The sequence below is a fragment of the Janthinobacterium sp. GMG1 genome (genome assembly GCF_034427795.1).
Taxonomy (GTDB): Bacteria; Pseudomonadota; Gammaproteobacteria; order Burkholderiales; family Burkholderiaceae_D; genus Janthinobacterium.
The window spans coordinates 1-23,838 of record NZ_JAXQNT010000001.1 but is presented as its reverse complement, the minus strand read 5'-3'; the positions used below and the strand labels follow the sequence as shown (position 1 = coordinate 23,838).

21 protein-coding genes are annotated in these 23,838 nt (G+C 61.4%); 5 read left to right on the top strand and 16 right to left on the bottom strand.

What is annotated here, in order from left to right:
* Positions 1-13: 13 nt before the first annotated feature.
* The 10 genes from SJI03_RS00105 to SJI03_RS00060 form a co-directional block, all read right to left on the bottom strand.
* Positions 14-139: a hypothetical protein gene (locus SJI03_RS00105; protein ID WP_322425850.1), complete on the bottom strand. Its 126-nt coding sequence runs from the start codon at positions 137-139 to the stop codon at positions 14-16.
* Positions 139-1,353, bottom strand: a complete 1,215-nt coding sequence (locus tag SJI03_RS00100) for an MFS transporter (protein ID WP_322425849.1) — start codon at positions 1,351-1,353, stop codon at positions 139-141. The genes SJI03_RS00105 and SJI03_RS00100 overlap by 1 nt, the downstream gene beginning before the upstream one ends.
* The gene (locus SJI03_RS00095) at positions 1,350-2,354 is read right to left on the bottom strand and encodes a Gfo/Idh/MocA family oxidoreductase (protein ID WP_322425848.1); all 1,005 of its coding nucleotides are present in this window, start codon (positions 2,352-2,354) and stop codon (positions 1,350-1,352) included. The genes SJI03_RS00100 and SJI03_RS00095 overlap by 4 nt, the downstream gene beginning before the upstream one ends.
* Position 2,355: 1 nt before the next feature.
* Complete coding sequence (locus SJI03_RS00090) at positions 2,356-3,174, bottom strand: DUF3025 domain-containing protein (RefSeq protein WP_322425847.1); 819 nt, start codon at positions 3,172-3,174, stop codon at positions 2,356-2,358.
* Between the two features lie 7 nt (positions 3,175-3,181).
* Positions 3,182-4,234, bottom strand: coding sequence for a dihydroorotase (pyrC, locus tag SJI03_RS00085; RefSeq protein ID WP_322425846.1), 1,053 nt, complete (start codon positions 4,232-4,234; stop codon positions 3,182-3,184).
* A 157-nt stretch (positions 4,235-4,391) separates the two neighbouring features.
* Positions 4,392-5,117: an amino acid ABC transporter ATP-binding protein gene (locus SJI03_RS00080; protein WP_099376217.1), complete on the bottom strand. Its 726-nt coding sequence runs from the start codon at positions 5,115-5,117 to the stop codon at positions 4,392-4,394.
* Positions 5,118-5,136: 19 nt separating this feature from the next.
* Positions 5,137-5,829, bottom strand: a complete 693-nt coding sequence (locus SJI03_RS00075) for an amino acid ABC transporter permease (RefSeq protein WP_099376216.1) — start codon at positions 5,827-5,829, stop codon at positions 5,137-5,139.
* A 1-nt stretch (position 5,830) separates the two neighbouring features.
* On the bottom strand, positions 5,831-6,580 hold the full coding sequence (locus tag SJI03_RS00070) for an amino acid ABC transporter permease (protein ID WP_058051014.1): 750 nt from the start codon (positions 6,578-6,580) through the stop codon (positions 5,831-5,833).
* A 101-nt stretch (positions 6,581-6,681) separates the two neighbouring features.
* The gene (locus tag SJI03_RS00065) at positions 6,682-7,638 is read right to left on the bottom strand and encodes an amino acid ABC transporter substrate-binding protein (RefSeq protein ID WP_099376215.1); all 957 of its coding nucleotides are present in this window, start codon (positions 7,636-7,638) and stop codon (positions 6,682-6,684) included.
* A gap of 195 nt (positions 7,639-7,833) precedes the next feature.
* Complete coding sequence (locus SJI03_RS00060) at positions 7,834-9,684, bottom strand: ABC transporter ATP-binding protein/permease (protein WP_322425845.1); 1,851 nt, start codon at positions 9,682-9,684, stop codon at positions 7,834-7,836.
* 136 nt (positions 9,685-9,820) lie between these two features.
* Between SJI03_RS00060 and SJI03_RS00055 the strand changes: the two genes are divergently transcribed.
* On the top strand, positions 9,821-10,186 hold the full coding sequence (locus tag SJI03_RS00055) for an acyl-CoA thioesterase (RefSeq protein WP_223278886.1): 366 nt from the start codon (positions 9,821-9,823) through the stop codon (positions 10,184-10,186).
* 36 nt (positions 10,187-10,222) lie between these two features.
* On the top strand, positions 10,223-11,815 hold the full coding sequence (locus SJI03_RS00050; RefSeq protein WP_322425844.1) for an alkaline phosphatase D family protein: 1,593 nt from the start codon (positions 10,223-10,225) through the stop codon (positions 11,813-11,815).
* Here the strand turns inward: SJI03_RS00050 and SJI03_RS00045 are convergent.
* Positions 11,812-12,678 carry a LytTR family DNA-binding domain-containing protein gene (locus SJI03_RS00045; RefSeq protein ID WP_322425842.1) on the bottom strand — a complete coding sequence of 289 codons (867 nt, stop codon included), beginning with the start codon at positions 12,676-12,678 and terminating at the stop codon, positions 11,812-11,814. The two genes, SJI03_RS00050 and SJI03_RS00045, sit on opposite strands and share 4 nt — an antisense overlap.
* Positions 12,679-12,836: 158 nt before the next feature.
* Between SJI03_RS00045 and SJI03_RS00040 the strand changes: the two genes are divergently transcribed.
* Positions 12,837-14,009 carry an acyltransferase family protein gene (locus SJI03_RS00040; protein WP_322425841.1) on the top strand — a complete coding sequence of 391 codons (1,173 nt, stop codon included), beginning with the start codon at positions 12,837-12,839 and terminating at the stop codon, positions 14,007-14,009.
* On the opposite strand, the gene SJI03_RS00035 is transcribed toward SJI03_RS00040, so the two are convergent.
* From SJI03_RS00035 to SJI03_RS00020, 4 genes are all read right to left on the bottom strand, one after another.
* A complete protein-coding gene (locus tag SJI03_RS00035) occupies positions 14,006-15,688 on the bottom strand; it encodes a long-chain-fatty-acid--CoA ligase (RefSeq protein ID WP_099376211.1) in 1,683 nt (560 codons plus the stop codon). The two genes, SJI03_RS00040 and SJI03_RS00035, sit on opposite strands and share 4 nt — an antisense overlap.
* A gap of 55 nt (positions 15,689-15,743) precedes the next feature.
* A complete protein-coding gene (locus SJI03_RS00030) occupies positions 15,744-17,426 on the bottom strand; it encodes a long-chain fatty acid--CoA ligase (RefSeq protein ID WP_099376210.1) in 1,683 nt (560 codons plus the stop codon).
* A gap of 276 nt (positions 17,427-17,702) precedes the next feature.
* Positions 17,703-18,758 (bottom strand): aminopeptidase, encoded by a 1,056-nt coding sequence (locus tag SJI03_RS00025; protein WP_322425840.1) that lies wholly within the window; start codon positions 18,756-18,758, stop codon positions 17,703-17,705.
* Positions 18,759-18,760: 2 nt separating this feature from the next.
* Positions 18,761-20,836 carry a molybdopterin-containing oxidoreductase family protein gene (locus tag SJI03_RS00020; RefSeq protein WP_099376208.1) on the bottom strand — a complete coding sequence of 692 codons (2,076 nt, stop codon included), beginning with the start codon at positions 20,834-20,836 and terminating at the stop codon, positions 18,761-18,763.
* A gap of 206 nt (positions 20,837-21,042) precedes the next feature.
* On the opposite strand from SJI03_RS00020, the gene SJI03_RS00015 reads away from it, so the two are divergent.
* The gene (locus SJI03_RS00015; RefSeq protein ID WP_322425839.1) at positions 21,043-22,236 is read left to right on the top strand and encodes a M20 aminoacylase family protein; all 1,194 of its coding nucleotides are present in this window, start codon (positions 21,043-21,045) and stop codon (positions 22,234-22,236) included.
* Between the two features lies 1 nt (position 22,237).
* Here SJI03_RS00015 and SJI03_RS00010 read toward each other — a convergent pair whose 3' ends face one another.
* A complete protein-coding gene (locus SJI03_RS00010; protein WP_416208679.1) occupies positions 22,238-23,140 on the bottom strand; it encodes an NAD(P)-dependent oxidoreductase in 903 nt (300 codons plus the stop codon).
* 83 nt (positions 23,141-23,223) lie between these two features.
* Here SJI03_RS00010 and SJI03_RS00005 point away from each other — a divergent pair, with 83 nt between their 5' ends.
* The gene (locus tag SJI03_RS00005) at positions 23,224-23,796 is read left to right on the top strand and encodes an acyloxyacyl hydrolase (protein ID WP_230539252.1); all 573 of its coding nucleotides are present in this window, start codon (positions 23,224-23,226) and stop codon (positions 23,794-23,796) included.
* Positions 23,797-23,838: the final 42 nt, after the last annotated feature.

Below are 23,838 nucleotides of genomic sequence, written 5' to 3'. Positions count from 1 at the left end.
GACCGGATGCCTGCTACATGCACATCCAGAAGCGGTTCGCCAGGTCGAGCATGAAGTCGGGGCGCAGATAGGCCAGGAAGACACTGGCCAGCAGCACGGCGCCAGCCAGGCGCCACAGCCATGTGCGCCAGCTGGCCATTACGCGGCCACCGCCACGCGCTTGATGGCACGCTCGTCGATGGGCAGATTGATCAGCGCGGCCAGCAAGCCCAGGCCGATGGTGATCATCCACACGATGTGGTAACTGCCCTGGTGCTCGTACAGATAGCCACCCAGCCAGGCACCGAGGAAACTGCCCACCTGGTGCGAGAAGAACACCATCCCGGCCAGCATCGACAAATGCTTCACGCCGAAGATGCCGGCGATGATGCCGTTCGTCAGCGGCACGGTCGACAGCCACAGCACACCCATGCCTGCGGCGAACAGGTACACGGACCACGCCGACAATGGCGCCAGCAGGAACACGGTGATGACTACGGCGCGCGTCACGTAGATGGCCGACAGCAGGTAGCGCTTGGCGATCTTGCCACCGAGTTTGCCCGCGTAGTAGGAGCCGACGATGTTGAACAGGCCGATCAGGGCCAGCGCCGTGACGGCGATATTCGGATTCATCAGGCCCTGGTCCTTCAGGTAGGCCGGCAAGTGCACGCCAATGAAGACGAGCTGGAAACCGCAGACAAAATACCCTGCCAGCAGCAGCCAGAACGACCGGCTGGCGATGGCTTCGCTGAAGGCGGCGCCAACGCTTTGCTGCGGGCCGCTGGCGTGCGAGACGGGCGGCTCGCGCAGGTAGAAGGCCATCGGGATCATGGCCAGCAGCACCAGCGCTGCCAGCACATAAAAGGCGTTTTGCCAGCCCACGGCGGAGATCAGCTGCTGCTCCACCGGCATCATCAGGAACTGGCCGAACGAGCCGGCCGCCGACGAGATGCCGAAGGCCCACGAGCGCTGCTCGGGCGGCGCGCTGCGGCCGATGATGCCGCTGATGGCGCCAAAGGCCGTGCAGGCCAGCGCCAGGCCGATGAAGATGCCGGAACCGACGATGAACAGGGTGGGCTGCGTCACGAGCGCCATCCACACGAGGCCCGCCATGTAGCTGATGGCGCCGACGATGACGACGCGCATGGTGCCGAAACGGTCGGCCGCCATGCCTGCGAACGGGCCGAAGACGCCCCACATCAGGTTTTGCATGGCCAGCGCCAGCGAATACGTTTCGCGCGTCCAGCCATTCGCTTGCGAGATCGGCTGCATCCAGAAGCCCAGGCCGTGGCGCACGCCCATCGCCAGGGTCAGGACGACGCCGCTGGCGATGAGGACAGTTTTCAGGCTGGGACGGGATGAGTGCAATGTCATGGTGTTCCTGCGGACGCCTGGTCGGCTTGGTAGACGAGGCCGATCTGGCCGCGCATGGTGTCAAGGTTGTGCATCAGCGCCACGCTGTCGGCGTGCGGCATGACCGGGCTTTCCAGCAGGCCGGCGCGGATGCAGCGCATCGCTTCGATGGCCTCATGCGCGTAGCCATTGCCCAGGTGCGGCGCGGCGACAACGCGGCGCGCGCCATCCATCGTTTCGACGATCAGCTGATCGGGCTTGTAGAAACGGCTGGGCAGGCGGATGCGTCCCAGGCTGCCGGAAATGGTCATTTCCGTCGGCGTCTGCGCGCGCAGGCTGCAGGCGCAGGACGAGGTGCCGCCGCCGGCGTGCAGCAGCGAAAACACGACCTGCTCATCGACACCGGTGGGGCCCATCTCGGCCAGCGCCTGCACCTGCGTTACGGGGCCGAGGAAGAAGGCCGCCATCGACAGCGGATAAATGCCCACGTCGAGCAGCGCGCCGCCGCCGAGTGCGGGATTGAACATGCGGTGCTCGGGCGGGAAATTGGCGACAAAGCCGATATCGGCCTGCACCTGCTGCGGCACGCCGATCTCGCCGCTGGCGATGATGCGTTTGGCCTCCTGCACGGCGGGCAGGAAACGGCTCCACATGGCTTCCATCAAAAACAGTTTTTTGTCGCGTGCCAGATCGACCACGGCCTGCGCTTCGCGCGCATTCATGGTGAACGGTTTTTCGCACACGACGTGCTTGCCGGCGGCCAGGCACAGCAAGGCATTTTCGGCATGCAGGGTGTGCGGCGTGGCGATGTAGATCACGTCCACGTCCGGGTCCATGGCCAGCGCCTGGTAGGAACCGTGGCAACGCCCGATGTCGAATTCGGCGCCGAAAGCCTGTGCGCCAGCCTCGCTGCGCGAAGCGACTGCCACCAGTTGCGCACCGGGCGCATCGCGCAAGCCATGGGCCATCGCGCGGGCGATCTTGCCGGTGCCGAGGATGCCCCAGCGGACGGTATTTTCCATGCTATTGATCTCTTTCTGCGCCAGCCACTTTGCGCTTCGGGCGGAACACCGCCGCGTCATTGTAAAAATCGTCGTCCTGGCCTTCGCACCAGCCGGGCAAACCCAGCACGGGCAGCGGCGTGAAGTCCGCCGTAGTGAGACCTTGCTGCGCCAGGTCTTGCGCCACCCTCTCGTCGAGCCAGGCGCGGCGTGCCGCATCGTCCAGAGTGAAATAGGCGTCGCCGGCGAAGATCACGCGCGTATGCGCCGTGATGGCCTTGCGCGGCGCTACCAGTTTTTCCATCAGCGCGTGGCCGAACAACCAGACCTCGGCGTCACCGTCCGCGCCAAATTTATCGCGCTGCGCAATGAACACGCTGCGCCAGTCGTGCCCGCGCAAGGCCGTTTCCAGTGCGCGCCCCGCGTCGCTGTCGCGCAGCACCAGCAAGGCGGAATTTTCGTCAAAAATCGTCGCGCCATCGCGCGCGGGACCGCGCGATTTACCGACGCCGGACAGGGCGATCTGCGCCGCCTGCAGCGCATTCAATTGACGCTTGATCCGCGGGAAGGTGAGCCACACGAGCGCATTGAAAAAATCGTGCAGATTGTCGCGCGTGGGCACGCCGCCCGTCGCGCCGATGAACTCCTCGTACGCCACGCCTTCGGGCAGGTCCGCTTGCGGCACGAAGGCCAGCGGCAAGCCGGTGGGATTGCGCAAGTCCAGCGCCCGCGCCCGTCCGTTCAGCGCGGTAATCACCGTGTCGCGCTGCAGGTCCAGCTGCCGTCGCGCCGGCAGCACCGTGGCAAACCAGGGGCGGGTCCAGTCTATCGATGGCAGCATGGAGTAATTACACCATTTTCCAGTTGATCTGCTCGCCCGCGTTGAGCGGAATCACATGGCTGTCGCCCAGCGGCAGCGAGGCCGGCAAGGTCCAGCTTTCGCGCTTCAAGGTGATGGTGTCCGTGTTGCGCGCCACGCCGTAGAAGGCCGGGCCGTGGAAGCTGGCGAACGCCTCCAGTTTATCGAGCGCGCCGGCCCGTTCGAACGCTTCCGCATACATTTCCATCGCGTGCAGGGCCGTGTAGCAACCGGCGCAGCCGCAGGCCATTTCCTTGGCGCCCTGCGCGTGCGGCGCAGAATCGGTGCCGAGGAAGAAACGCTCGTCACCGCTGGCGGCGGCCGTCATCAGTGCCAGGCGGTGCTCTTCACGCTTCAGGATGGGCAGGCAGTAGTAATGGGGGCGGATGCCGCCCTTGAAAATCTCGTTGCGGTTGTACAGCAGATGATGCGCCGTGATGGTGGCGGCGATCGGGCCCTCCGCTTCGGCCACGTACTGCGCCGCATCCTTGGTGGTGATGTGTTCGAACACGACAGACAGGGCCGGGAAGGCGCTGCGCAGCGGACGCATCACGCGCTCGATGAAGACGGCTTCGCGGTCGAAAATGTCGATTTCCGGGTCCGTCACTTCGCCGTGCACGAGAAAGGGCATGCCCACTTCCTGCATCACTTCGAGCACCTTGTAGCAATTCTTCAAATCCGTCACGCCCAGGTCGGAATTCGTCGTGGCGCCGGCCGGATACAATTTGACGGCTTGCACGATGCCGCTATCCTGCGCGCGGCGGATTTCGTCGGGCGAAGTGTTGTTCGTCAGGTACAGCACCATCAGCGGATCGAAGTTCACGCCTTGCGGCACGGCGGCCAGGATGCGCTCGCGGTAGGCGCTAGCATCGGCCGTGGTGGTGACGGGCGGCTTCAGGTTCGGCATGACGATGGCGCGGCCGAACTGGCGCGCGCTGTGTGGCAGCACGCTGGCCATGACGGCGCCGTCGCGCAGGTGCAAATGCCAGTCATCCGGACGGGTGATGGTGATGGAGGCTGGGGTGTGATCGAGTGTGGACATGGCGGCTGCTCTCAGGCGGTCATTGCGAATAGCCCCATTTTACCAGCCGCGGGGCTGCCTTAGCGGCCAGGGTGCCTGAGGAAAACCGGGCGCAAGCGTACTGTGAACGCAAAAACGGCCGGTGAAGGCCGGCCGCTTTTATCGAGAAAACCTGGGATCAGTGAATGATCTTCGCCAGGAAATCGCGCGCGCGGTCCGAGCGCGTCGTGTTGAAGAAGTCATCCTTGCTGCAATCTTCGATGATCTTGCCCTGGTCCATGAAGACGATGCGGTTGGCCACGCGCTTGGCAAAGCCCATTTCGTGGGTGACGACCATCATCGTCATGCCTTCCTGCGCCAGGCCCACCATCACGTCGAGCACTTCGTTGATCATTTCCGGATCGAGCGCCGATGTCGGCTCGTCGAACAGCATGGCGATCGGATCCATCGACAGCGCGCGGGCGATCGCCACACGCTGCTGCTGGCCGCCCGACAGCTGGCCCGGGAACTTGTCCTGCTGCGACAGCAAGCCCACTCGGTCAAGGTACTTCAAGCCCTTGGCATTGGCTTCGTCGGCGCTGCGGCCCAGCACCTTGATCTGGCCGATGGTCAGGTTTTCGCGGATCGACAGATGCGGAAACAGCTCGAAATTCTGGAACACCATGCCGATGCGCGCACGCAGTTTCGACAAATTCGTTTTCGGATCGTTGACGCTGATGCCGTCGACGATGATCTGCCCCTGCTGGATCGGCTCGAGGCCGTTGACGGTCTTGATCAGGGTTGACTTGCCGGAGCCGGACGGGCCACAAATGACCATCACGTCACCCTTGGCGACCTTGGTGGTGCAGTCGGTCAGTACCTGGAACTGGCCATACCATTTGCTGACGTTATTGAGTTCAATCATCTTGTTCTTTCTTTTACGGTTAGCGAATGATGGCGACGCGTTTCTGCAGGCGTTTTACCAGGAACGACAAGGCATAGCACAGCACGAAATACACGACGGCGACAAACACGTACATCTCCACCAGGCGGCCGTCGCGCTGGGCGATCTTCGAGGCGGCGCCGACGAAATCGGGGATCGACAGCACGTACACGAGCGACACGTCCTGGAACAGCACGATGGTTTGCGTCAGCAGCACGGGAATCATGTTGCGGAACGCTTGCGGCAGCACGATGCTGCCCATGGTTTGCCGGTAGTTCATGCCCAGCGCCTGGCCCGCCCACACCTGGCCACGCGGGATCGACTGTATGCCGCTGCGCATGATCTCGCAATAGTAGGCCGCCTCGAACATGATGAAGGTGATCAGCGCGGAAGAAAACGCGCCCACTTTCACGGGTTCGTCGGCGCCGATGATCCAGGCGGCGATGTACGGTACCAGGAAGTAGAACCAGAAGATCACCAGCACCAGCGGGATCGAGCGTATCAGGTTGACGTAGCTCGACGCCACGCCCGAAACGATGCGGTTGCCGGACAGGCGCATCAGCGCCAGCAGGGTGCCCAGCACGATGCCGCCGACCATGGCCAGCGCCGTCAGTTTCAAGGTAAACACCATGCCGGTCTGGAACAGATAGACCCACGAGCGGGAGATGACATCGAAGTCGAAATTACCGAACATATCAATGTCCTCCCGTCTTGGCGCCGGCGACGATGAAGCCAGGGATGGCGACCTTTTTCTCGATCAGGTGCATCAGCACCACCACCAGCAGGTTGACGACGACGTAGATGATGGTGGCGGCCGAAAACGCCTCGAATACCTGAAACGAGAATTCCTGGATGGCGCGCGCGCTGGCCGTCAGTTCGATCAGGCCGATGGTCAGCGCCACGGAACTGTTCTTGATGATGTTCAAAAATTCGCTGGTCAGCGGCGGCATGATGACGCGCGCGGCCATCGGCAGCAAAATGAAGCGGTAGGTTTGCGGCAGGGTCAGGCCCAGCGCCGTGCCGGCCAGTTTCTGCCCGCGCGGCAGTGCCTCGATACCCGTCGTGACCTGCACCGCCACGCGCGAGGAAGTAAAGAATCCCAGGCACAGCACGGCCGTGACGAACGGCGCATTCGGCAGCGACTTGACCCAGGCGCCCAGGTCAGGCGGCAGCAGTTCCGGCATGACGAAATACCAGAGGAACATCTGCACCAGCAACGGCACGTTGCGGAACAACTCGACGTAGGCATTGGCCACGCCCACCAGCCATTTGTTCGGCAAGGTGCGGATGGTGCCGATCACCAGGCCCAATATCAGCGCCATGATCCACGCCGCACCGGCCGTGGCCAGGGTCCAGATCAGGCCGGACCACAGGGTGTCCATATACGTGCCCACGCCATCGGGAGAAATCTCCCAGAAAATGCGCCAATTCCAGTTGTAATTCATGATCATCCTTCGCATGCAGCCCGAGGATGGCGGCCAGCCGGCCACCCATCCCGTAAATTAAAACGGGAGGCTTGCGCCCCCCGATTTGTTACGCACTCTTGTTACTTTTTCCGTTTGTCCGAGGTCTTCTGCGCTTCCGGTACGGCCGCATACGCAGCCGGGTCGCCCGAATCGGTCGGATTCGTGAAGACGGCCTTCAATTGCGGCGGCATGGGGAATTTCAGGTTGATGTTTTTCGGTGGGATCGGCGAGGTAAACCATTTCGCGTAGATGCGGTTGATGTCGTCGCTCTTGTACAGGCGGATCAGGGCGTCATCGACCACTTTCTTGAAGGCTGGATCGCCCTTGCGCAGCATGATGCCGTACGGCTCGACGGACAGCGCTTCCTTGGTGATTTCGTAGTCGTTCGGGTTCTTCGAGTTGGCCACTTGCGAGGCCAGCAGGATATCGTCGTTGGCTTCGGCCACCGCGCGGCCCGTTTCCAGCATCAGGAACGATTCGGGATGATCCTTGCCGACGGCAATCGTCATGCCCAGGTTTTTTTCCTTGTTCAGGATGGTCATCTGCTTGATGGTCGACGTGCCGGCCGTGGCGACCAGGGTCTTGCCGCGCAAGTCTTCCAGGGTCTTGATGTTCGAGGATTTTTTCGACAGCACGCGGTTGCCGATAACGAACATGGTCGGGGCGAATGCCACCTGCTGCTGGCGCTCCAGGTTGTTCGTCGTCGAACCGCATTCGAGATCGATGGTACCGTTGGCCATCAGCGGGATGCGGTTGGCCGAGGTGACGGGGCTCATCACCACTTTCAGTTCGCTCAGGCCCAGGTGCTTTTGCAGGGCCGTGACGACTTTCATGCACAGGTCGATCGAATAACCCTGGTATTGCTGCTTGTCATCGAGATAGGAGAAGGGCACGGAGCCGTCGCGCACACCGAGGGTGACGGAACCGGCTTTCTTGATCTTGGCCAAGGTGCCGGTCAATTCCTGAGCCTGGACTGGCGACATGCTGCTGATGACACCGACGCTGAGCAGCGTGGCGAAGATTTTGGTCAATTTCATAAATTCTCCTGGGCGGACAAACCGGATGGACTCCGAACGAAACAACTGTGGTGCAGACGCCACCAATGGAATTAATTTTATTTCATTTTCAGCGCCGGACCAGCCGTTTTCTGCGATTGCCCGCAAATAGGCGCTATACGCGCGCCTGAACCGGCGCGGCTGTAGCATTTTTCCTACTGATTTCACATTCCCGATTTATTTTGCCGGCGCCAGCCCCGCCAACTCGTCCTCTTGCGCCTCGTCGTCCATATTTGCCTGCTGGCGTTGCCACATCTGCGCGTACAGGCCATCGAGCGCCAGCAATTGCGGATGCGTGCCCCGTTCGACGATGCGGCCATGGTCGAGCACCAGGATTTGCTGGGCGTCGGCCACCGTCGACAAACGGTGCGCAATGACCAGGGTGGTGCGGTTTTTGGCAATGTCCTTCAGCTGCGACTGGATCGCCTGCTCGGCCTTCGAATCGAGCGCCGAGGTGGCTTCGTCGAAGATCAGGATGGCCGGGTCTTTCAGCAAGGTGCGGGCGATGGCCACACGCTGCTTTTCGCCGCCCGACAGTTTCAAGCCCCGCTCGCCCACCATGGAACTGTAACCATCTGGCAAGCTTTCAATAAAATCATGGATCGACGCCGCTTTGGCCGCCGCCACGATGGCGTCCTTGGTGGCGCCCGGCTTGCCGTAGGCGATGTTGTATTCGATGGTATCGTTGAACAGCACCGTATCCTGCGGCACGATGCCGATGGCCGCGCGCAGCGAATCCTGCGTGATGGCCCGCAAGTCCTGGCCATCGATGGTGATGCCGCCGCCATCGACTTCATAGAAGCGGAACAGCAAGCGCGACAGGGTCGACTTGCCCGAGCCGCTGTGACCCACCACGGCCGTCGTGGTGCCGGCGGGAATCTGGAAATCCACGTCGAACAGGATTTGCCGCTTGGCTTCGTAGCTGAAATTCACGTGGTCAAAACGCACGGCCGCGCCCCGCGTGACGAGCGGTTTTGCTTCCGGCGTATCGGCGATTTCGCGGTTCTCGTTCAGCAAGGAAAACAGGCGTTCCATGTCGGCCAGGCTTTGCTTGATTTCGCGATAGATGACGCCCAGGAAATTGAGGGGAATATACAGCTGGATCATGAAGGCGTTCACCAGCACCAGGTCGCCCAGGGTCATCGTGCCGGCGATCACGCCCACCGTGGCGCGCCACAGGATCAGGGTGACGGCCGTGGCGATGATCAGGGACTGGCCCGTATTGAGCAGGGACAAGGAAGTCTGCGATTTCACGGCCGCCGATTCATAGCGCTGCAAGCCTTCGTCGTAGCGCTTCGCCTCGTAATCCTCGTTGCCGAAATATTTCACGGTTTCATAGTTGATCAGCGAATCGATGGCCTTGGTATTCGCTTTTGAATCGAGGTCATTCATGGTACGGCGGAAATGCGTGCGCCAGTTCGTCACCAGCACGGTAAACGCGATATACGACACGAGCGCCACCGCCGTGATCACGGTGAACCAGATGTCGTAATGCAAGACCAGGTAACCGAGCACGAGGGTGATTTCCACCAGGGTCGGCAAGATGTTGAACAGGGTATAGGAAATGAGCGAGCCGACGCTGCGCGTGCCCCGTTCGATATCGCGCGTCATGCCGCCCGTCTGGCGGTTCAAATGGAAACGCAGCGACAAGGCATGCAGGTGGCGGAACACTTGCAGGGCAATGGTGCGCACGGCCCGCTGCGTGACCCGCGCAAACAGGAATTCGCGCAATTCCGTAAACAAGGTGGTCGACAGGCGCAGCAAGCCGTACGCCACCAGCAAGCCGACGGGCAACACCAGCAGTGCTTGCGGATGGGCCGCCGTGATCGTCATGGCGTCGACGAGTTTTTTCAGGATCAGGGGCACGCCCACGTTGGCCAGCTTGGCGCCCACCAGGCATAGCAGCGCCAGCAGCACCCGCCATTTGTAAACCCACAGGTATGGCAGCAAGGTCTTAATGGTGGCGAAATCGCTGTGGCTGGCGGAGGCTGGCGAGCGGGGCGGAGGGGGAGTCTGGGAACGGCGCATGGCGAAGGTCGGCTTTTTATGGTTCAATCGGGGCAATTGTAGCCTTTCATGAGAATAAAAGATGAGCACCTCCCCCGACCGTCCCGACAACTGCCTCGCCTCCGGCCTTCCCGCCGGAAAAATGCCGGAATTGCGCATGATGCCCGCACCGTCCGACGCCAATGTGTACGGCGACGTCTTCGGCGGCTGGATCATGGCGCAGGTCGATATCGCCGGTTCCCTGCCGGCCACGCGGCGCGCCAACGGCCGCGTCGCCACCATCGCCGTCAACTCCTTCGTCTTCAAAAATCCCGTCTTCGTCGGCGATCTGCTCTCCTTCTACGCCGACATCGTCAAGGTTGGCAATACCTCGATCACCGTCAATGTCGAGGTGTATGCCGAGCGCAACCGCCTGCAGGCATGCATCGTGAAAGTCACGGAAGCGACCCTGATCTATGTGGCGACGGACTCCGACCGCAAGCCGCGCAAGGTGCCGCCGATCGAGACCTTGTTGTCGTCTTGATTGTCGCAATAATCCCACGTTTTATTTTCAGACGGCATGGATAGCCAGCGCCGCATCTTCCTGCGGAGCGCCGCCCGCATCGGTGCGCTGGCCGCGGCCGGCGGCGTGCTGTCCGGTTCCAGCACCGGCGCCGCCACGCGCCTGAACGGCGCCGGCTATCCGTTTGCGCTCGGCGTTGCCTCCGGTTCACCCTTGCCGGACGCCGTCGTGCTGTGGACGCGCATCTGCTACGACCCGCTGCACGCAGCCGCCACGCCCGCCATCGCCTTGAGCGTGCGCTGGGAAGTGGCCCACGATGAAGGTTTTCGGCGCATCGCCGCCAAGGGCCAAGCCACGGCCACGCCCGCCCTCGCGCATAGCGTGCACGTCGACGTGGGCGGCCTGACACCCGGGCGCTGGTACTGGTACCGCTTCATGCTGGGCGACGCCGTCAGCCCCGTGGGCCGCACGCGCACGGCGCCCGAGCCCGGCGCCATGCCTGCCTCGCTGAAACTGGCCGTCGCCTCATGCCAGCACTGGGAATTCGGCGCGTATGCGGCGCACCGGCACATCGCCGCGGCCGCGCCCGACCTGGTGGCCTTCCTCGGCGACTATATCTACGAATGGGGACCGTACCAGTTGCAGCACCCGAGCCGGGCCGTGCGCACACACGAAAGCTTTACCCTGGCCGACTACCGCGCCCGCTACGCGCAATACAAGAGCGACCACGACTTGCAGGGCGCGCACTTGGCCGCGCCGTGGATCGTCACCTGGGACGACCATGAAGTGGCCAATGATTACGGGAATGACCGCGGCGAGTTGCTCACGCCATCGTTTCTAGAACGCCGCGCGGCCGCCTACCAGGCGTTTTATGAACACATGCCGCTGCGGCTACTACCGCTGGGACGGCGGGGCTTTGTCGACATGCGCATCTACCAGCGCTACGACTGGGGCCGCCTGGCACGCTTCCACGTGCTGGATGACCGGCAATACCGTGCCCACCACGCGTGCGCCAAACCGGGCCGCGGCGGTTCGAATTCCGTCACCACGCGCAACTGCCCCGATTTGCTGAAACCGCAGCGCACGATGCTGGGCGAGGAACAGCAGCGCTGGCTGCAAGCCGGCCTCGACGACTCCCCCGCGCGCTGGAATATCCTCGCCCAGCAAACCCTGATGGCGCAATCGAGCCAGGTGCCAATTTTGCGGCCCGGTGACGAACGCATCTGGACCGATGGCTGGGATGGCTACCCGATGGCGCGCCAGCACCTGCTCGACGCTTTGCGCAGGAGCAAGGCCAGCAATCCACTGGTACTGTCAGGCGACGTGCACACTTTTTATGCCACCGAACTGAGCCGCAACGCCATGCGCCCCACCGGCAAGGATAATCCCGTGCTGGCGACCGAATTTTGCGGTACCTCAATCACCTCGAGTTCCCGCCCGCAAGCGCGCACGGAGCAGTACGTGGCGATGAACCCGCACATCCGTTACGGCCGCAGCGACAAGCGCGGCTATATGCTGATGGAGATCACGCCGGAGAAAACCACGACCCTGTTCCAGGGCCTGGAGAATGTGCGCGACGGCGCATCGAGCATCGCGACATTGGCCAGATTTACCGTCCAGGACGGCAAGGCTGGCGTGCAACGCATCTAGCCCATGCTTTTCAAGGCATCGCGGTAGCGCCGGCTGACGGGCACTTCACCGCCCGTGGATAGCACGGCGCGCGCATCACCCGATTCCAGCGGCACGATGCTCTGCACAAATGCAAGGTTGACGATGTAGCTGCGATGCACGCGCACAAAGCGCTTGCCGTCCAGGCGGCGCTCGATGGCGGCCATGGTCGAGCGCAGCGGGTAATCGTGGCCGCGCACGTGCAAATTCACATAATTGCCCCAGGCCTGTATCCATTCGATGTCGCTGGCGGGCAGCAAAAAGTCCTTGCCCAGCTTGCGCACCAGAAACCGTTCTGGCTGCTGTACCGGCTCCACGGCCGGGCCTTCATCGGGTTCGCCCAGCAGGGTCGCCTCGCCTTGCCAGCGCATCAGCAGCAACTGGTAAAAGCCCGTGAACAATAAGATGGAGAAGTAAGTACGCACATCCTTGACATATTCGTATGGCAATTCACGCCACCAGTTACCGAAATCGTAATCGCTGCCGGCACTCCAGTAAGCCAGTTTGCGCAAGGCCACCATGGCCAGCACATGCACGAGGCTGTAGACCAGCGAGACGACCAGGTGCCAGCGCAGGTTCTGGCGCTGGAACACCAGGTGCAGCGGCCGCAACTGGTTGGCCAAGATCACCAGCGGTACCAGCGCCAGCAACACCAGGTTGCTGCTCCACTCCCACACAGCCACTTCCCAGAAGGGCGTAGCGAGCCCGGCACGCTGACGGTCGGTCCAGCTGATCCAGCAGTTGAGCGACGTTTGCAGCAGATACAGGATGATCCAGAAAGCTGGTTCGGCGATCTGGCGCCAGCGTCGGTATCGTTGCAACAAATCGGTGGAAGACAGGCGCATGGTGTCGGACGATGAATTAGTTGCATGATTGTAAGGTCCCAAAGCCGTCCCAGCATCACCGCTCGTCACAAACAGCCCGCAATTGGTCACTTTTCGCTGGTTCGCCCCGCGCGGCCTGCCTATGCTGGGGCCTTCCCTTACCAACGGATCCCGCGACCATGACCACCAATTCTCGCCGTTACGATATCGATGCCCTGCGCTTTCTTGTCTTCAGCCTGCTGATCGCCTACCACACGGCCATGCTGTACCTGGACGGCGCCGCCTTCCACATGAAGAGCAGCTACCTGACGGAAACGTTGAACTATCCCATGGTCTTTATCAACCGTTGGCGCATGGAAATCGTGTTCCTCATTTCCGGCGTGTCCTGCGCCATGATGACGCAAACGTCCCGAGGGGCCTTCCTGCGGCGCAGGGTCAAGCGCCTGTTGTTGCCCCTGCTGTTTGGCGTGCTCGTGGTGATACCCGTGCAGCCGTATTGCGAGGGTGTAGCGAACGGCTTGGTCGAGCCTGGCTATGGACAATTCCTGCTGCATTACTTTGGCGGCCATGCCTGGCCAGCCGACGCATTTACGGGCTGGAAAACCAGTTTTACCTGGAACCATCTGTGGTATCTCGTGTATCTGTTGCTGTACACCATCGTGCTGGTGGCGCTGCAGCCACTGCTGGCCAGAGCGCGGCCGCTATTCACAGGGCTGCGCGGCTGGCGCCTGTTGATCCTGCCGTCCCTGCCCACGCTGGCGGCAACAGCCTTCCTGAAACTGCGCTATCCGGAAAACCACGCGCTGGTGAAAGACTGGTATGCGCACGCCATCTATTTCACCATGTATCTGTATGGCTGGTGGCTGGGCAATGACAAGGGAGTGTGGCAGGAGCTGGCGCGCTTGCGCTGGCATGCGCTGCTGCTGGCGCCCTGCGCGTTTGCCGTATATCTGGGCTACGACCTGGTGTATTCGGAAAACCTGCTGACCTGGGCCTCGGCCGGCTCCTGGCCCATGCGCAACCTGTATATGTGGCTGGCCATCTGCGCCATCCTTGGCTGGTCGCACACCTTGCTGAATAAACCGTTTGCCTGGCTGCCATGGGCGCGCCAGGCCGTCTTCCCCTGGTACATATTGCACCAGAGCGCCATCGTGCTGCTGGCCTATTGGCTGGTGCCCCTGAAGCTTGGGCCAGTGGTGGAACCGCTGCTGGTACTGGCCGGCACGGTGGCGACCTGCTGGCTGGGGACGTCGCTGCTGATCAGCAAGGTGAACTGGCTGCGCCCCTGCTTCGGCTTGCCCGCCCGCCCAGGGCGGAACCTGGCGGCGGACACGGCCCTGGCTGCGAATTAGGCAACCTTCTTTTCGTCGCGTAATTGACGGCGCAAGATCTTGCCGACATTGGTTTTCGGCAATTCATCACGAAACTCGATGTACTTCGGTTTCTTGTAAGCCGTCAGCTCATGCTTGCAATGCTCGCGGATCTGTTCCACCGTCAGGTTCGGATCCTTGCGCACAACAAACACTTTCACGGCTTCGCCCGCGTTGGCATCCGGCACGCCGATGCAGGCGCATTCCAGCACGCCAGGGCAGGAAGCGACCACGTCTTCCACTTCATTCGGATACACATTGAAGCCGGACACGATGATCATGTCTTTCTTGCGGTCCACGATTTTTACGTAGCCGCGCTCATCCATGACACCCACATCGCCCGTCTTGAAGTAACCGTCGACCGTCATCGACTTGGCCGTCTCGTCCGGACGCTGCCAGTAGCCGGCCATCACTTGCGGGCCGCGCACGGCGATCTCGCCCGGCTCGCCCAGCGGCACTTCCACGCCGTCGTCGTTCAAGATCGCCACCTCCGTCGAAGGGAAAGGCAAGCCGATGGTGCCCGTAAATTCCGTGATGTCGACGCGGTTGCCCGTCACCACGGGCGACGTTTCCGACATGCCATAGCCTTCGATCAGCGGGCAACCCGTCAGTTTCAGCCAGCGCTCGGCCACATTGCGCTGCAAGGCCATGCCGCCGCCATTGCACACTTTGTAGCTGGAAAAATCGAGCTTGGCGAAGTCGGCATTGTTCAGCAGCGCGTTATACAAGGTATTGACGGCAGGGAAGACGACGATCTTGTGTTTGGACAATTCCTTGACGAAACCGGGGATGTCGCGCGGGTTGGGTATCAGCACGCTCATGCCGCCCAGGCGCATGCCCATCAGGGCGCTGACGGTCAGAGAATAGATGTGATAGAGGGGCAGGGCGCACATGAATCCCATCGAGGTGGCGCGCATTTCAGGCGTCATCACGGGCGACATCCACGCCTCGTTTTGCAGTACGTTGGCGATCACGTTGCGATGCAGCAACATCGCACCCTTCGACACGCCCGTCGTGCCGCCCGTGTATTGCAGGAAGACGATATCGTCATGCCCCTGCTGCACCGGCGTCAGGCTCAGGCGTGCGCCTTCGGCCAGCATCTTGTTGAAGCTGATGGCGCCCGGCAAGGAAAACGCGGGTACCATTTTCTTGATCTTGCGCACGACGAAGTTGACGATCGTGCCTTTCAGTCCGCCCAGCAAGTCGCCCATGGTGGCGACGATCACATGCTTGACCTGGGTATGTGGCAATACCTGCTCCACCGTGGTGGCAAAGTTTTCCAGCACGATGATCGCTTCGCTGCCCGAATCGGTCAGCTGATGCTGCAATTCACGCGGCGTGTACAGCGGGTTCACGTTTACCACCGTATAGCCGGCGCGCAAAATTGCCGCCATGGCCACCGGATACTGCAGCACGTTTGGCAGCATGATCGCCACGCGCGCGCCCGCTTGCAGGCCCTTGCTTTGCAGCCAGGCGCCCATCTGCTGCGACAACTGGTCCAGCTCGCGGTAGGTGAGGAATTTATCCATGCACACGAAAGCATTGCGGTCCGCATATTTCTGGAACGACTCTTCCAGCAAATGCGTGACGGAACGGTATTGCGTGCAGTCAATCTCTGCAGGAACGCTGTCCGGGTACGACTTCAACCAAATCTTGTCCATCTCGCCTCATCTTTATCTGTAAAAGGGATGCGCCTCCTGGTGCATCCCACACTGTTTATGCTGCTGTCTTCGTTTCGTCACGCAGGGCGCGACGTAAAATCTTGCCGACGTTGGTCTTCGGCAGCTCATCGCGGAACTCGATGTATTTCGGCCGCTTGTAACCGGTGAATTGCTCCTTGCAGTACGCGGCCAGCACTGCCTGGGTCAGGTTCGGATCCTTGCGCACGACAAACACTTTCACGGCCTCGCCCGAGTGCTCATCCGGCACGCCCACGCAGGCGCACTCGAGCACGCCAGGATGGGCCGCGATGACGGCCTCGACTTCGTTCGGATACACATTGAAGCCGGAGACGAGAATCATGTCTTTCTTGCGGTCGACAATCTTCACGTAGCCGCGCTCGTCCATGATGCCCACATCACCGGATTTAAAGTATCCATCAGGTGTCATGACCTTGGCCGTTTCATCGGGACGGTTCCAGTAGCCGCTCATCACTTGCGGGCCACGGATGGCGATTTCGCCCGTCTGGCCCAGCGGCACTTCCTTGCCGTCATCGTCGAGGATGGCGATCTCGGTCGACGGAATCGGCAAGCCGATGGTGCCGGAAAACGCCGTGCTGTCGGCGCGGTTGCAGGTGGCGACAGGCGACGTTTCCGACAAGCCATAGCCTTCAATGATGGACACGCCCGTCACTTGCAGCCACTTGTCGTTGACGGCTTGCTGCACTGCCATGCCGCCGCCATTGGCGATCTTCAGGCCCGAGAAGTCGAGCTTGGCGAAATCGGGGTGATTCACCAGCGCGTTATACAGGGTATTGACCGCTGGTAGCAGGTTGAATTTGTACTTGCCCAGCTCCTTGATCAGGCCCGGGATATCGCGCGGATTCGGGATCAGGATATTCAGGGCGCCCACGCGCGTGCCCCACATGGCGCACGCCGTCAGGGCAAAGATATGGTACAGCGGCAAGGCGCAGACGATGATCATCTGTTCCTTGCTATTCTGGTCGAGCGCCGCGCCCGACCACGCTTCGCTTTGCAGCACATTGGCGATCACATTGCGGTGGCTCAAGGTCGCGCCTTTCGATACGCCCGTCGTGCCGCCCGTGTATTGCAGGAAGGCAGGGTCATTGATGCCCAGCTCGACAGGCGTGAGTTTCATGCGGCTGCCCAGCGCCAGCGCCTGCTTGAAACGCATGGCGTTCGGCAAGGAATACGCGGGCACCATCTTCTTGACGTTGCGCACGACAAAATTGACGATCATGCCCTTCAAGCCGCCCAGCATTTCGCCCATGCTGGCGACGACGATGTGCTTGACAGCTGTCTTGCCCAGCACTTGTTCGAGCGTATGGGCAAAGTTCTCCAGCACGATGATGGCTTCGCTGCCCGAATCGTTGAGCTGATGCTCAAGTTCGCGCGGCGTATATAACGGGTTGACGTTGACCACGGTGTAGCCGGCGCGCAGGACGGCGGCGATCGCCACCGGATACTGCAGCACGTTCGGCATCATCAGGGCGACCCGGGCGCCCTTCTTCAGGCCACGGCTTTGCAGCCACGCACCCAGCTGGCGCGAATAGGTGTCGAGTTCGGCATAGGTGAGAAATTTGTCCATGCAGACATAGGCATTGCGATCCGCATATTTTTGAAACGCTTCTTCCAGCAAATGCACCAGCGAACGATATTGATCAGGATCGATGTCGGCAGGTACGCCGGGAGGGTACGACTTCAGCCAAATTTTTTCCATCCTGTGCCTCTTGTCTCAAATAATCGTGGGGGAGCCGGCGCACCCTGCCGGCGCGGATCATTGCTGCGGATTCTGTCGTCCTGCAGTCAGTTTGAGCATTCTGACGAGCAATTGCTCTATGCTACTAATGCGATGCTATCGGGCGCCGGGCTTCCATGCAAGCGCTTTCAACAGTATTCGAGCGGCAACTCTAGGGGCTTTTTGTGCTGCAGCGCAACATGATAAATACACTGTTGCAGGATCGTTCGCCCTGACGTGCGAGACAATCTTTACGGGTCAGGGGCTGGACAATTGTTCCAGCGCACGCCTGCGCTCAGGCTTCTTGATCTGGGCCATTGTGTGCACTGCAGCATAAAAAGCACGAAAGTTCTTTTTTTCTTCCAGCAATTTTTTGAAGGCAGGCAAAAATTCATTGTAGGTAGACACGGAAGCCAGGTGCGCATTGCTCAACGGCTGCTCGAACCAGCGGTCGTAACCGGCAAAACCACCCCAGTTTTGCTTCAGTACCTGGTAGGCATCTTGCAATGCCGCAAATACCTGCGCCTTGCGGGCGCGCTTGTCCGCATCGCTGGCGCCGCTCGCATACACGGCGTCCAGTTCACCCCGGTATGTCAGCAGCAAGGCGAGAAAATCCTGGCGCCGCGCCGCATACTGGGCGTACGCGGCGCGCATGGCGTCATTGCCCTCGCGCGCCAGCCAGCGCTGCACGCCCACCTCTTCCACGGCACTGGCAAACGACTCGTTGAAGGCCGAATCGCCAGGTACGTACACCACCTGGTGCGCCAGTTCATGGAAAATCAGGCGCGCCAGTTCCGCATCGTTGTAATTGATAAAGGTCGACAGCAGGGGATCGTCGAACCAGCCCAGGGTGGAATACGCGGGCACGCCGCCCACCTGCACGTCGTAATGCTGGGCCCGCAACTCGTCGGCATACGCCAGCGCCTCTTCCTTGCTGTAATAGCCGCGGTAATTCACGCAGCCGGCGATGGGGAAACACCATTGCAGCGGCTGCAGCGACAGTTCCGGCGTGGCCACCACGTTCCACAGCACAAACGGGCGCCGCAGGGAGGCATAATTCTTGTAGCTGCCATTGTCGGGCAAGTCCAGTTCGCTGACGGCAAAGCGACGGATTTGCTGTGCCTTGGCCAGGCGCACTTTCAGGCGCGGCTCCGTGGCAGGGTCATCGAGCCAGTCACCGATGGGGCGCGCGCCGGACCACAGCGCATATTGCCCTTGCGCCGCCTGCGTGTAGTAGCGCAGCTGCGTACAGCCACCCAGCAACATGCACAGCGTGCCGACAAGCAAGCGGGCCGGCCAGCGCGCCAGGGTCATGGTCAGACTGCCTTTTCCACTTCAACCAGCGTATCGTAGAAGGTCGGCGCGCGGCCCATGTCCGTCAGGCGCTGGCTCGTCACTTCATTGGCGTTCTTGCCATCGCTGGCGAGTTTCTTCCACCACACGGACAAGCCCACCACCAGGCCGCGTCTGGCCTTGTCCGTCACCCTGGCCTTGGCCACAAAGCTGCCACGGTCATTAAAAATGCGCACCATGTCGCCGGCCGCGATGCCGCGCGCGGCGCCATCGTCGGGATGGATATCGAGGTGCGGCTCGCCCTCGGCCGCGCGCAGGCTTTTCACGTTCACGAAAGTGGAATTGAGGAAATTGCGCGCCGGCGGCGAAATCATGGCCAGCGGATAACGGGCCGCCAGCGCAGGATTGCTGGCTTGCGATTCGTGCGGCGCGATATACGTCGGCAAGGGATCGAGTCCCGCCAGCGCCATGGCGCTGGAATACAACTCGCACTTGCCCGATGGCGTGGGGAAACCACCTTCGGCAAATGGCGCTTCGGCCATGGCCAGCTTTTGCCAGCCCGTGCGTTTCAGCGATTCCCAGTCGAAATGTACGGCGCGCGCATCCGTCGTATCGAACGCCTTGGCCGCCAGCGCATCGTCGCTTTCCTGGAAGCACGGGTCATCAAAGCCCATGTGCTGCGCCAGCAGGCGGAAGATTTCCGTATTCGCCTTCGCTTCGCCCAGCGGCGCCACGGCCGCGTTGTTCGCCATCATGTACAGGTGACCGTAGGTGGAATGCGCATCGACATGTTCCAGCTGCGTGGTGGCGGGCAGCACGATGTCGGCGTAATCGACGGTATCGGTCTGGAAGTGTTCGAGCACGACCGTAAACAAATCCTCGCGGGCAAAACCCTGTGCCACTTTCGACGAATCGGGCGCTACCGCCAGGGGATTCGAGTTGTAGACGATCACGGCCTCGACTTGCGGGCCGAACTCGGGCGACGCTGTTTTCAGCAGATCGTCGCCGATGGTGCTCATGTTGATGGTGCGCGGCGTGCCTTTCAATAGATCCGGGCGCTGCAGGGCCTTGCGGTTGACGGGGAAGGAACCCGAGCTCGACAGCTGCATGCCGCCCGCCGGATGGCGCCAGGCGCCCGTCAGGGCCGGCAGGCAGGCAATATTGCGCACCGCCATGCCGCCGCCATGCACGCGCTGCACGCCGTAGTTGGTGCGGATGGCGGCGCCTTCGCCAGAGCGGCACGCCTGGCCGTACAGGCGCGCCAGTTCTACCACTTCCGTGGTCGTGATGCCGCATACCTCGGCCACGCGCCCAGGCGGCCATTCCAGCGCGCGCTGTTTCAAGGCATCGTAGCCTACAGTGTAGCGATCGATGTAGTCATGATCGAGCAAATCTTCCACAATCAAGACATGCATCAAACCCAGCGCCAGGGCCGCATCGGTACCCGGCAGCAAGGCGATGTGCTGGTGGCACTTTTCGGCCGTCAGCGAACGGTAGGGGTCGATGGCGATCAAGGTGGCGCCATTGCGCTTGGCCTCTTGCGCGCGCATCCAGAAGTGCAGGTTTGAGGCGATCGGGTTGCCGCCCCAGATGATGATCAATTTCGCGTTCTGGAATTGCTCCAGGTCCGTGCCGATGCTGGCGCCCACCGTGTAGCGGTAACCGGTGGCGCCGGCCGACGCGCAAATGGTGCGATCCAGCAGGGAAGCACCGAGCTGGTTGAAGAAGCGCGAGGACATCGATTCACCCTGCACCAGGCCCATGGTCCCGCAGTAGCTGTACGGCAAGATCGCCTGCGGATCGCGCGCGGCGATCGGTTTCAAACGGGCCGCGATGGTCTGCAGCGCTTCTTCCCAGCTGATGCGTTCGAACTTGCCTTCCCCCTTCTTGCCCACGCGGCGCAGCGGATGCAGCAGCCGGTCCGCATGATAGGTGCGTTCCGTGAAGCGCGACACCTTGGTGCACAGTACGCCAGCCGTGGTCGGGTGGTCGGGATCGCCCTTGACGGCTGTTGCCACCCCATCGGTCACGGTGACCAGCAAGGCGCAGGTATCGGGGCAGTCGAGCGGGCAGGCGGCGCGCACTTGGGTGGTGGTCATGGGGCAATCCAAAAACGTTGGGGGAAGGCGATACTGTAAACCATTCCGTGCGCTTGCTGTTGGCGCCGTGGCAAGCACGTCCGTGCGCTGGATTTACCCGGCAAACAAGGGCTACAATGCACTATTAGCCGCGCCTGTTTTTGATCAAACAAGCACGGTCCGGCGCGCCATACATTGCTGCGTGCCAGCATTCACAGGAGAGTCCCATGAAACTAGTTGATCCGATCTTGGCGTTTAAATCCGAGCTGCAAGGTATACGCCGCGACCTGCACGCGCATCCCGAGCTGTGCTACGAAGAACAGCGCACTTCGGACGTGGTCGCCGCCAAACTGACGGAATGGGGCATTCCCGTGGTACGCGGCCTGGGCCGCACTGGCGTGGTCGGCATCATCCAGCATGGCACCTCCAAGCGTGCCATCGGCCTGCGCGCCGATATGGATGCCTTGCCGATGCAGGAAATGAATACCTTCGAGCACGCTTCACGTCACCCAGGCAAGATGCACGCCTGCGGCCACGACGGCCACACGGCCATGCTGCTGGGTGCCGCTCATTACCTGGCGCAGCACCGCAACTTCGACGGCACGGTCTACCTCGTCTTCCAGCCGGCCGAGGAAGGCGGCGCGGGGGCGCGTGAAATGATCGAAGACGGCTTGTTTACCCGCTTTCCCATGGATGCCATCTACGGCATGCACAACTGGCCAGGCGCGGAAACAGGTACCCTGAGCGTGGTGGAAGGGCCAATGATGGCATCCAGCAATGAATTCCACGTCACCGTCAAGGGCAAGGGCGCGCACGCGGCCCAGCCCCACAAGGGCATCGACCCCGTCATGGTGGCCGTGCAAATCGCGCAAAGCTGGCAAACCGTCATCACGCGCAACAAGAGTCCGCTCGACACGGCCGTGCTGTCGATCACGCAAATCCACGCGGGCAGCGCCACCAATGTGATTCCCGATGACGCCAGCCTGGTCGGCACCGTGCGCACCTTCACCACGCCCGTGCTGGACTTGATCGAAGAGCGCATGCGCGACATCGCAGTGCATACGGCCGCCGCCTTTGGCGCTGAGGTCGATTTCCACTTCAAGCGCAACTATCCGCCGCTGGTCAACCACGCAAAAGAAACGGCGTTTGCCGTCGAAGTCATGAAAAGCGTGGTGGGCGCCGACAAGGTCAACGCGAATGTCGAGCCGACCATGGGCGCCGAAGATTTTGCCTTCTTCCTGCAAGAAAAGGCTGGCTGCTACATCTTCATCGGCAATGGCGATGGCGAGCATCGCGATGGCGGCCACGGCCTGGGTCCGTGCGTCTTGCACAATGGCAGCTACGACTTCAACGACAATCTGCTGCCCATCGGCGCCAGTTTCTGGGTCAAGTTGGCCGAAGCGAGCCTGCCCATCGCTTGAATCAGCTCAGTTGATCCGGACCGGTGCCCAGGCGCTGGCCCGGATTCAACGCTTCCAGAGCCAGCAAGGCCGCCGCGTGATCAGCTGTCGGGTGCGTGGTAGCGAGGCTTTCATAGCGCTGCGTCACCAGTTGTGTCACCGGCAAGGTGACGTGGGCCGCCTCGGCTGCCGCGAGGATATTGTGCATATCCTTGATCTGGCTTTTCACCTGGCCACCGGCAACAAAATTACGTTCCAGCATGCGCTGGCCATGCACCTCCAAAATCCTGCTTTCGGCAAAGCCGCCGCGGATGGCTGCCCGTACGGCGCTCGCATCGGCGCCAGCCGCCTGGGCCAGCAGCAAGGCTTCCGCCACGATATTCAATGTCGCGCCGACGATCAGCTGGTTGCATAGCTTGGCGACCTGCCCGCTGCCGGCCGGCCCCACCAGCGTCGGGCGTCCCATGGCCGATAGAATCACTTCAACCCGCGCGTAATCGCCGGTGCTGGCGCCAGCCATGATGGCCAGGGTGCCCGCTTGTGCCCCGCCGACGCCGCCCGAGACGGGCGCATCGATGAAACCATGGCCTGCAGCGTGCAAGGTGGCATGAAATTGCTGGGCTTCTGCCTGCTTGGTGGAACTCATGTCGATCCAGATCGCGCCGCCTGCCAGGGCCGGCAACGCCTGTTGCAGCACTGTTGCCACGATGGGACCGGCTTCCAGCATCGAGATGACCACATCCGCGCCATTGACCGCCTCAGTGATGGAAACGGCGGGTTGCGCCCCTGCTGCACGCAGGACTTGGGCCTTGCTGTGCGTGCGATTCCAAATTGTGACAGAATATCCAGCGCGTAGCAGGCACCGGACCATCGGATCCCCCATCAGACCGATACCGAGAAATGCGATTTTTGTAGAGAATGTCAATTGAACCCCTGAGATCAACAAGTGGCGAGAGCGGCATCAAAGCAAGGTGCCTGTACAACAATAGCCTATCGGCCAATTTTACGATGAAAGCCTCTATGTTCTTCAAGAAGAATCTCCTCAAATCCATCGCCGCTGTTGCCGCGCTGATGGCGGCCAACGCCGGCTTTGCCGCCGACGACAAACTGATCGACTCCGTCTACGGCGAATATGCCAAGGGCGTGAAGGTGCAAATGGTACGCGCCGGCGTGACCTCGAACTGGGATAAGGCCTGGTTCGTATCGAATGGCACACAGCTGAGCGGTTACTGGGATGCCAGCATCGGCGGCTGGGATGGCAAGAGCTATCGCAATGTCCCTGGCCAGCATCAAAAACTGTGGGACCTGGGCTTTACCCCCGTGTTCCGCTTTGAAAACACGAACAAGCTGGGCTTCTATGCGGAAGGCGGCATTGGCGTGCACATGCTGTCCAAGCTGTACGATAACGACGATAACCGCCTGTCGACCCACTTCCAGTTCGGCGACCATATCGGCGTTGGCTATATTTTCAATAATAAATGGGAAGTCGCTGCGAAGATCCAGCATTTCTCGAACGGTGGCTACAAGAAACCGAATAGCGGCGTCAATTACATGAACGTCAAAGTCGCTTATCACTTTTAATGAGCGTGATAAATGACAAAGGCAGCGCGCAGCGCTGCCTTT

Excerpts from the sequence above, each read along its gene's own strand:
- SJI03_RS00065 (WP_099376215.1), bottom strand. The coding sequence starts at position 7,638 with ATGAAATTGACCAAAATCTTCGCCACGCTGCTCAGCGTCGGTGTCATC.
- SJI03_RS00045 (WP_322425842.1), bottom strand. The coding sequence starts at position 12,678 with ATGCGCCTGTCTTCCACCGATTTGTTGCAACGATACCGACGCTGGCGC.
- SJI03_RS00105 (WP_322425850.1), bottom strand. The coding sequence starts at position 139 with ATGGCCAGCTGGCGCACATGGCTGTGGCGCCTGGCTGGCGCCGTGCTG.
- SJI03_RS00070 (WP_058051014.1), bottom strand. The coding sequence starts at position 6,580 with ATGAATTACAACTGGAATTGGCGCATTTTCTGGGAGATTTCTCCCGAT.
- SJI03_RS00090 (WP_322425847.1), bottom strand. The coding sequence starts at position 3,174 with ATGCTGCCATCGATAGACTGGACCCGCCCCTGGTTTGCCACGGTGCTG.
- SJI03_RS00100 (WP_322425849.1), bottom strand. The coding sequence starts at position 1,353 with ATGACATTGCACTCATCCCGTCCCAGCCTGAAAACTGTCCTCATCGCC.
- SJI03_RS00015 (WP_322425839.1), top strand. The coding sequence starts at position 21,043 with ATGAAACTAGTTGATCCGATCTTGGCGTTTAAATCCGAGCTGCAAGGT.
- SJI03_RS00050 (WP_322425844.1), top strand. The coding sequence starts at position 10,223 with ATGGATAGCCAGCGCCGCATCTTCCTGCGGAGCGCCGCCCGCATCGGT.
- SJI03_RS00025 (WP_322425840.1), bottom strand. The coding sequence starts at position 18,758 with ATGACCCTGGCGCGCTGGCCGGCCCGCTTGCTTGTCGGCACGCTGTGC.
- SJI03_RS00035 (WP_099376211.1), bottom strand. The coding sequence starts at position 15,688 with ATGGACAAGATTTGGTTGAAGTCGTACCCGGACAGCGTTCCTGCAGAG.
- SJI03_RS00080 (WP_099376217.1), bottom strand. The coding sequence starts at position 5,117 with ATGATTGAACTCAATAACGTCAGCAAATGGTATGGCCAGTTCCAGGTA.
- SJI03_RS00055 (WP_223278886.1), top strand. The coding sequence starts at position 9,821 with ATGATGCCCGCACCGTCCGACGCCAATGTGTACGGCGACGTCTTCGGC.
- SJI03_RS00060 (WP_322425845.1), bottom strand. The coding sequence starts at position 9,684 with ATGCGCCGTTCCCAGACTCCCCCTCCGCCCCGCTCGCCAGCCTCCGCC.
- SJI03_RS00040 (WP_322425841.1), top strand. The coding sequence starts at position 12,837 with ATGACCACCAATTCTCGCCGTTACGATATCGATGCCCTGCGCTTTCTT.
- SJI03_RS00095 (WP_322425848.1), bottom strand. The coding sequence starts at position 2,354 with ATGGAAAATACCGTCCGCTGGGGCATCCTCGGCACCGGCAAGATCGCC.
- pyrC (WP_322425846.1), bottom strand. The coding sequence starts at position 4,234 with ATGTCCACACTCGATCACACCCCAGCCTCCATCACCATCACCCGTCCG.
- SJI03_RS00030 (WP_099376210.1), bottom strand. The coding sequence starts at position 17,426 with ATGGAAAAAATTTGGCTGAAGTCGTACCCTCCCGGCGTACCTGCCGAC.
- SJI03_RS00020 (WP_099376208.1), bottom strand. The coding sequence starts at position 20,836 with ATGACCACCACCCAAGTGCGCGCCGCCTGCCCGCTCGACTGCCCCGAT.
- SJI03_RS00005 (WP_230539252.1), top strand. The coding sequence starts at position 23,224 with ATGAAAGCCTCTATGTTCTTCAAGAAGAATCTCCTCAAATCCATCGCC.
- SJI03_RS00075 (WP_099376216.1), bottom strand. The coding sequence starts at position 5,829 with ATGTTCGGTAATTTCGACTTCGATGTCATCTCCCGCTCGTGGGTCTAT.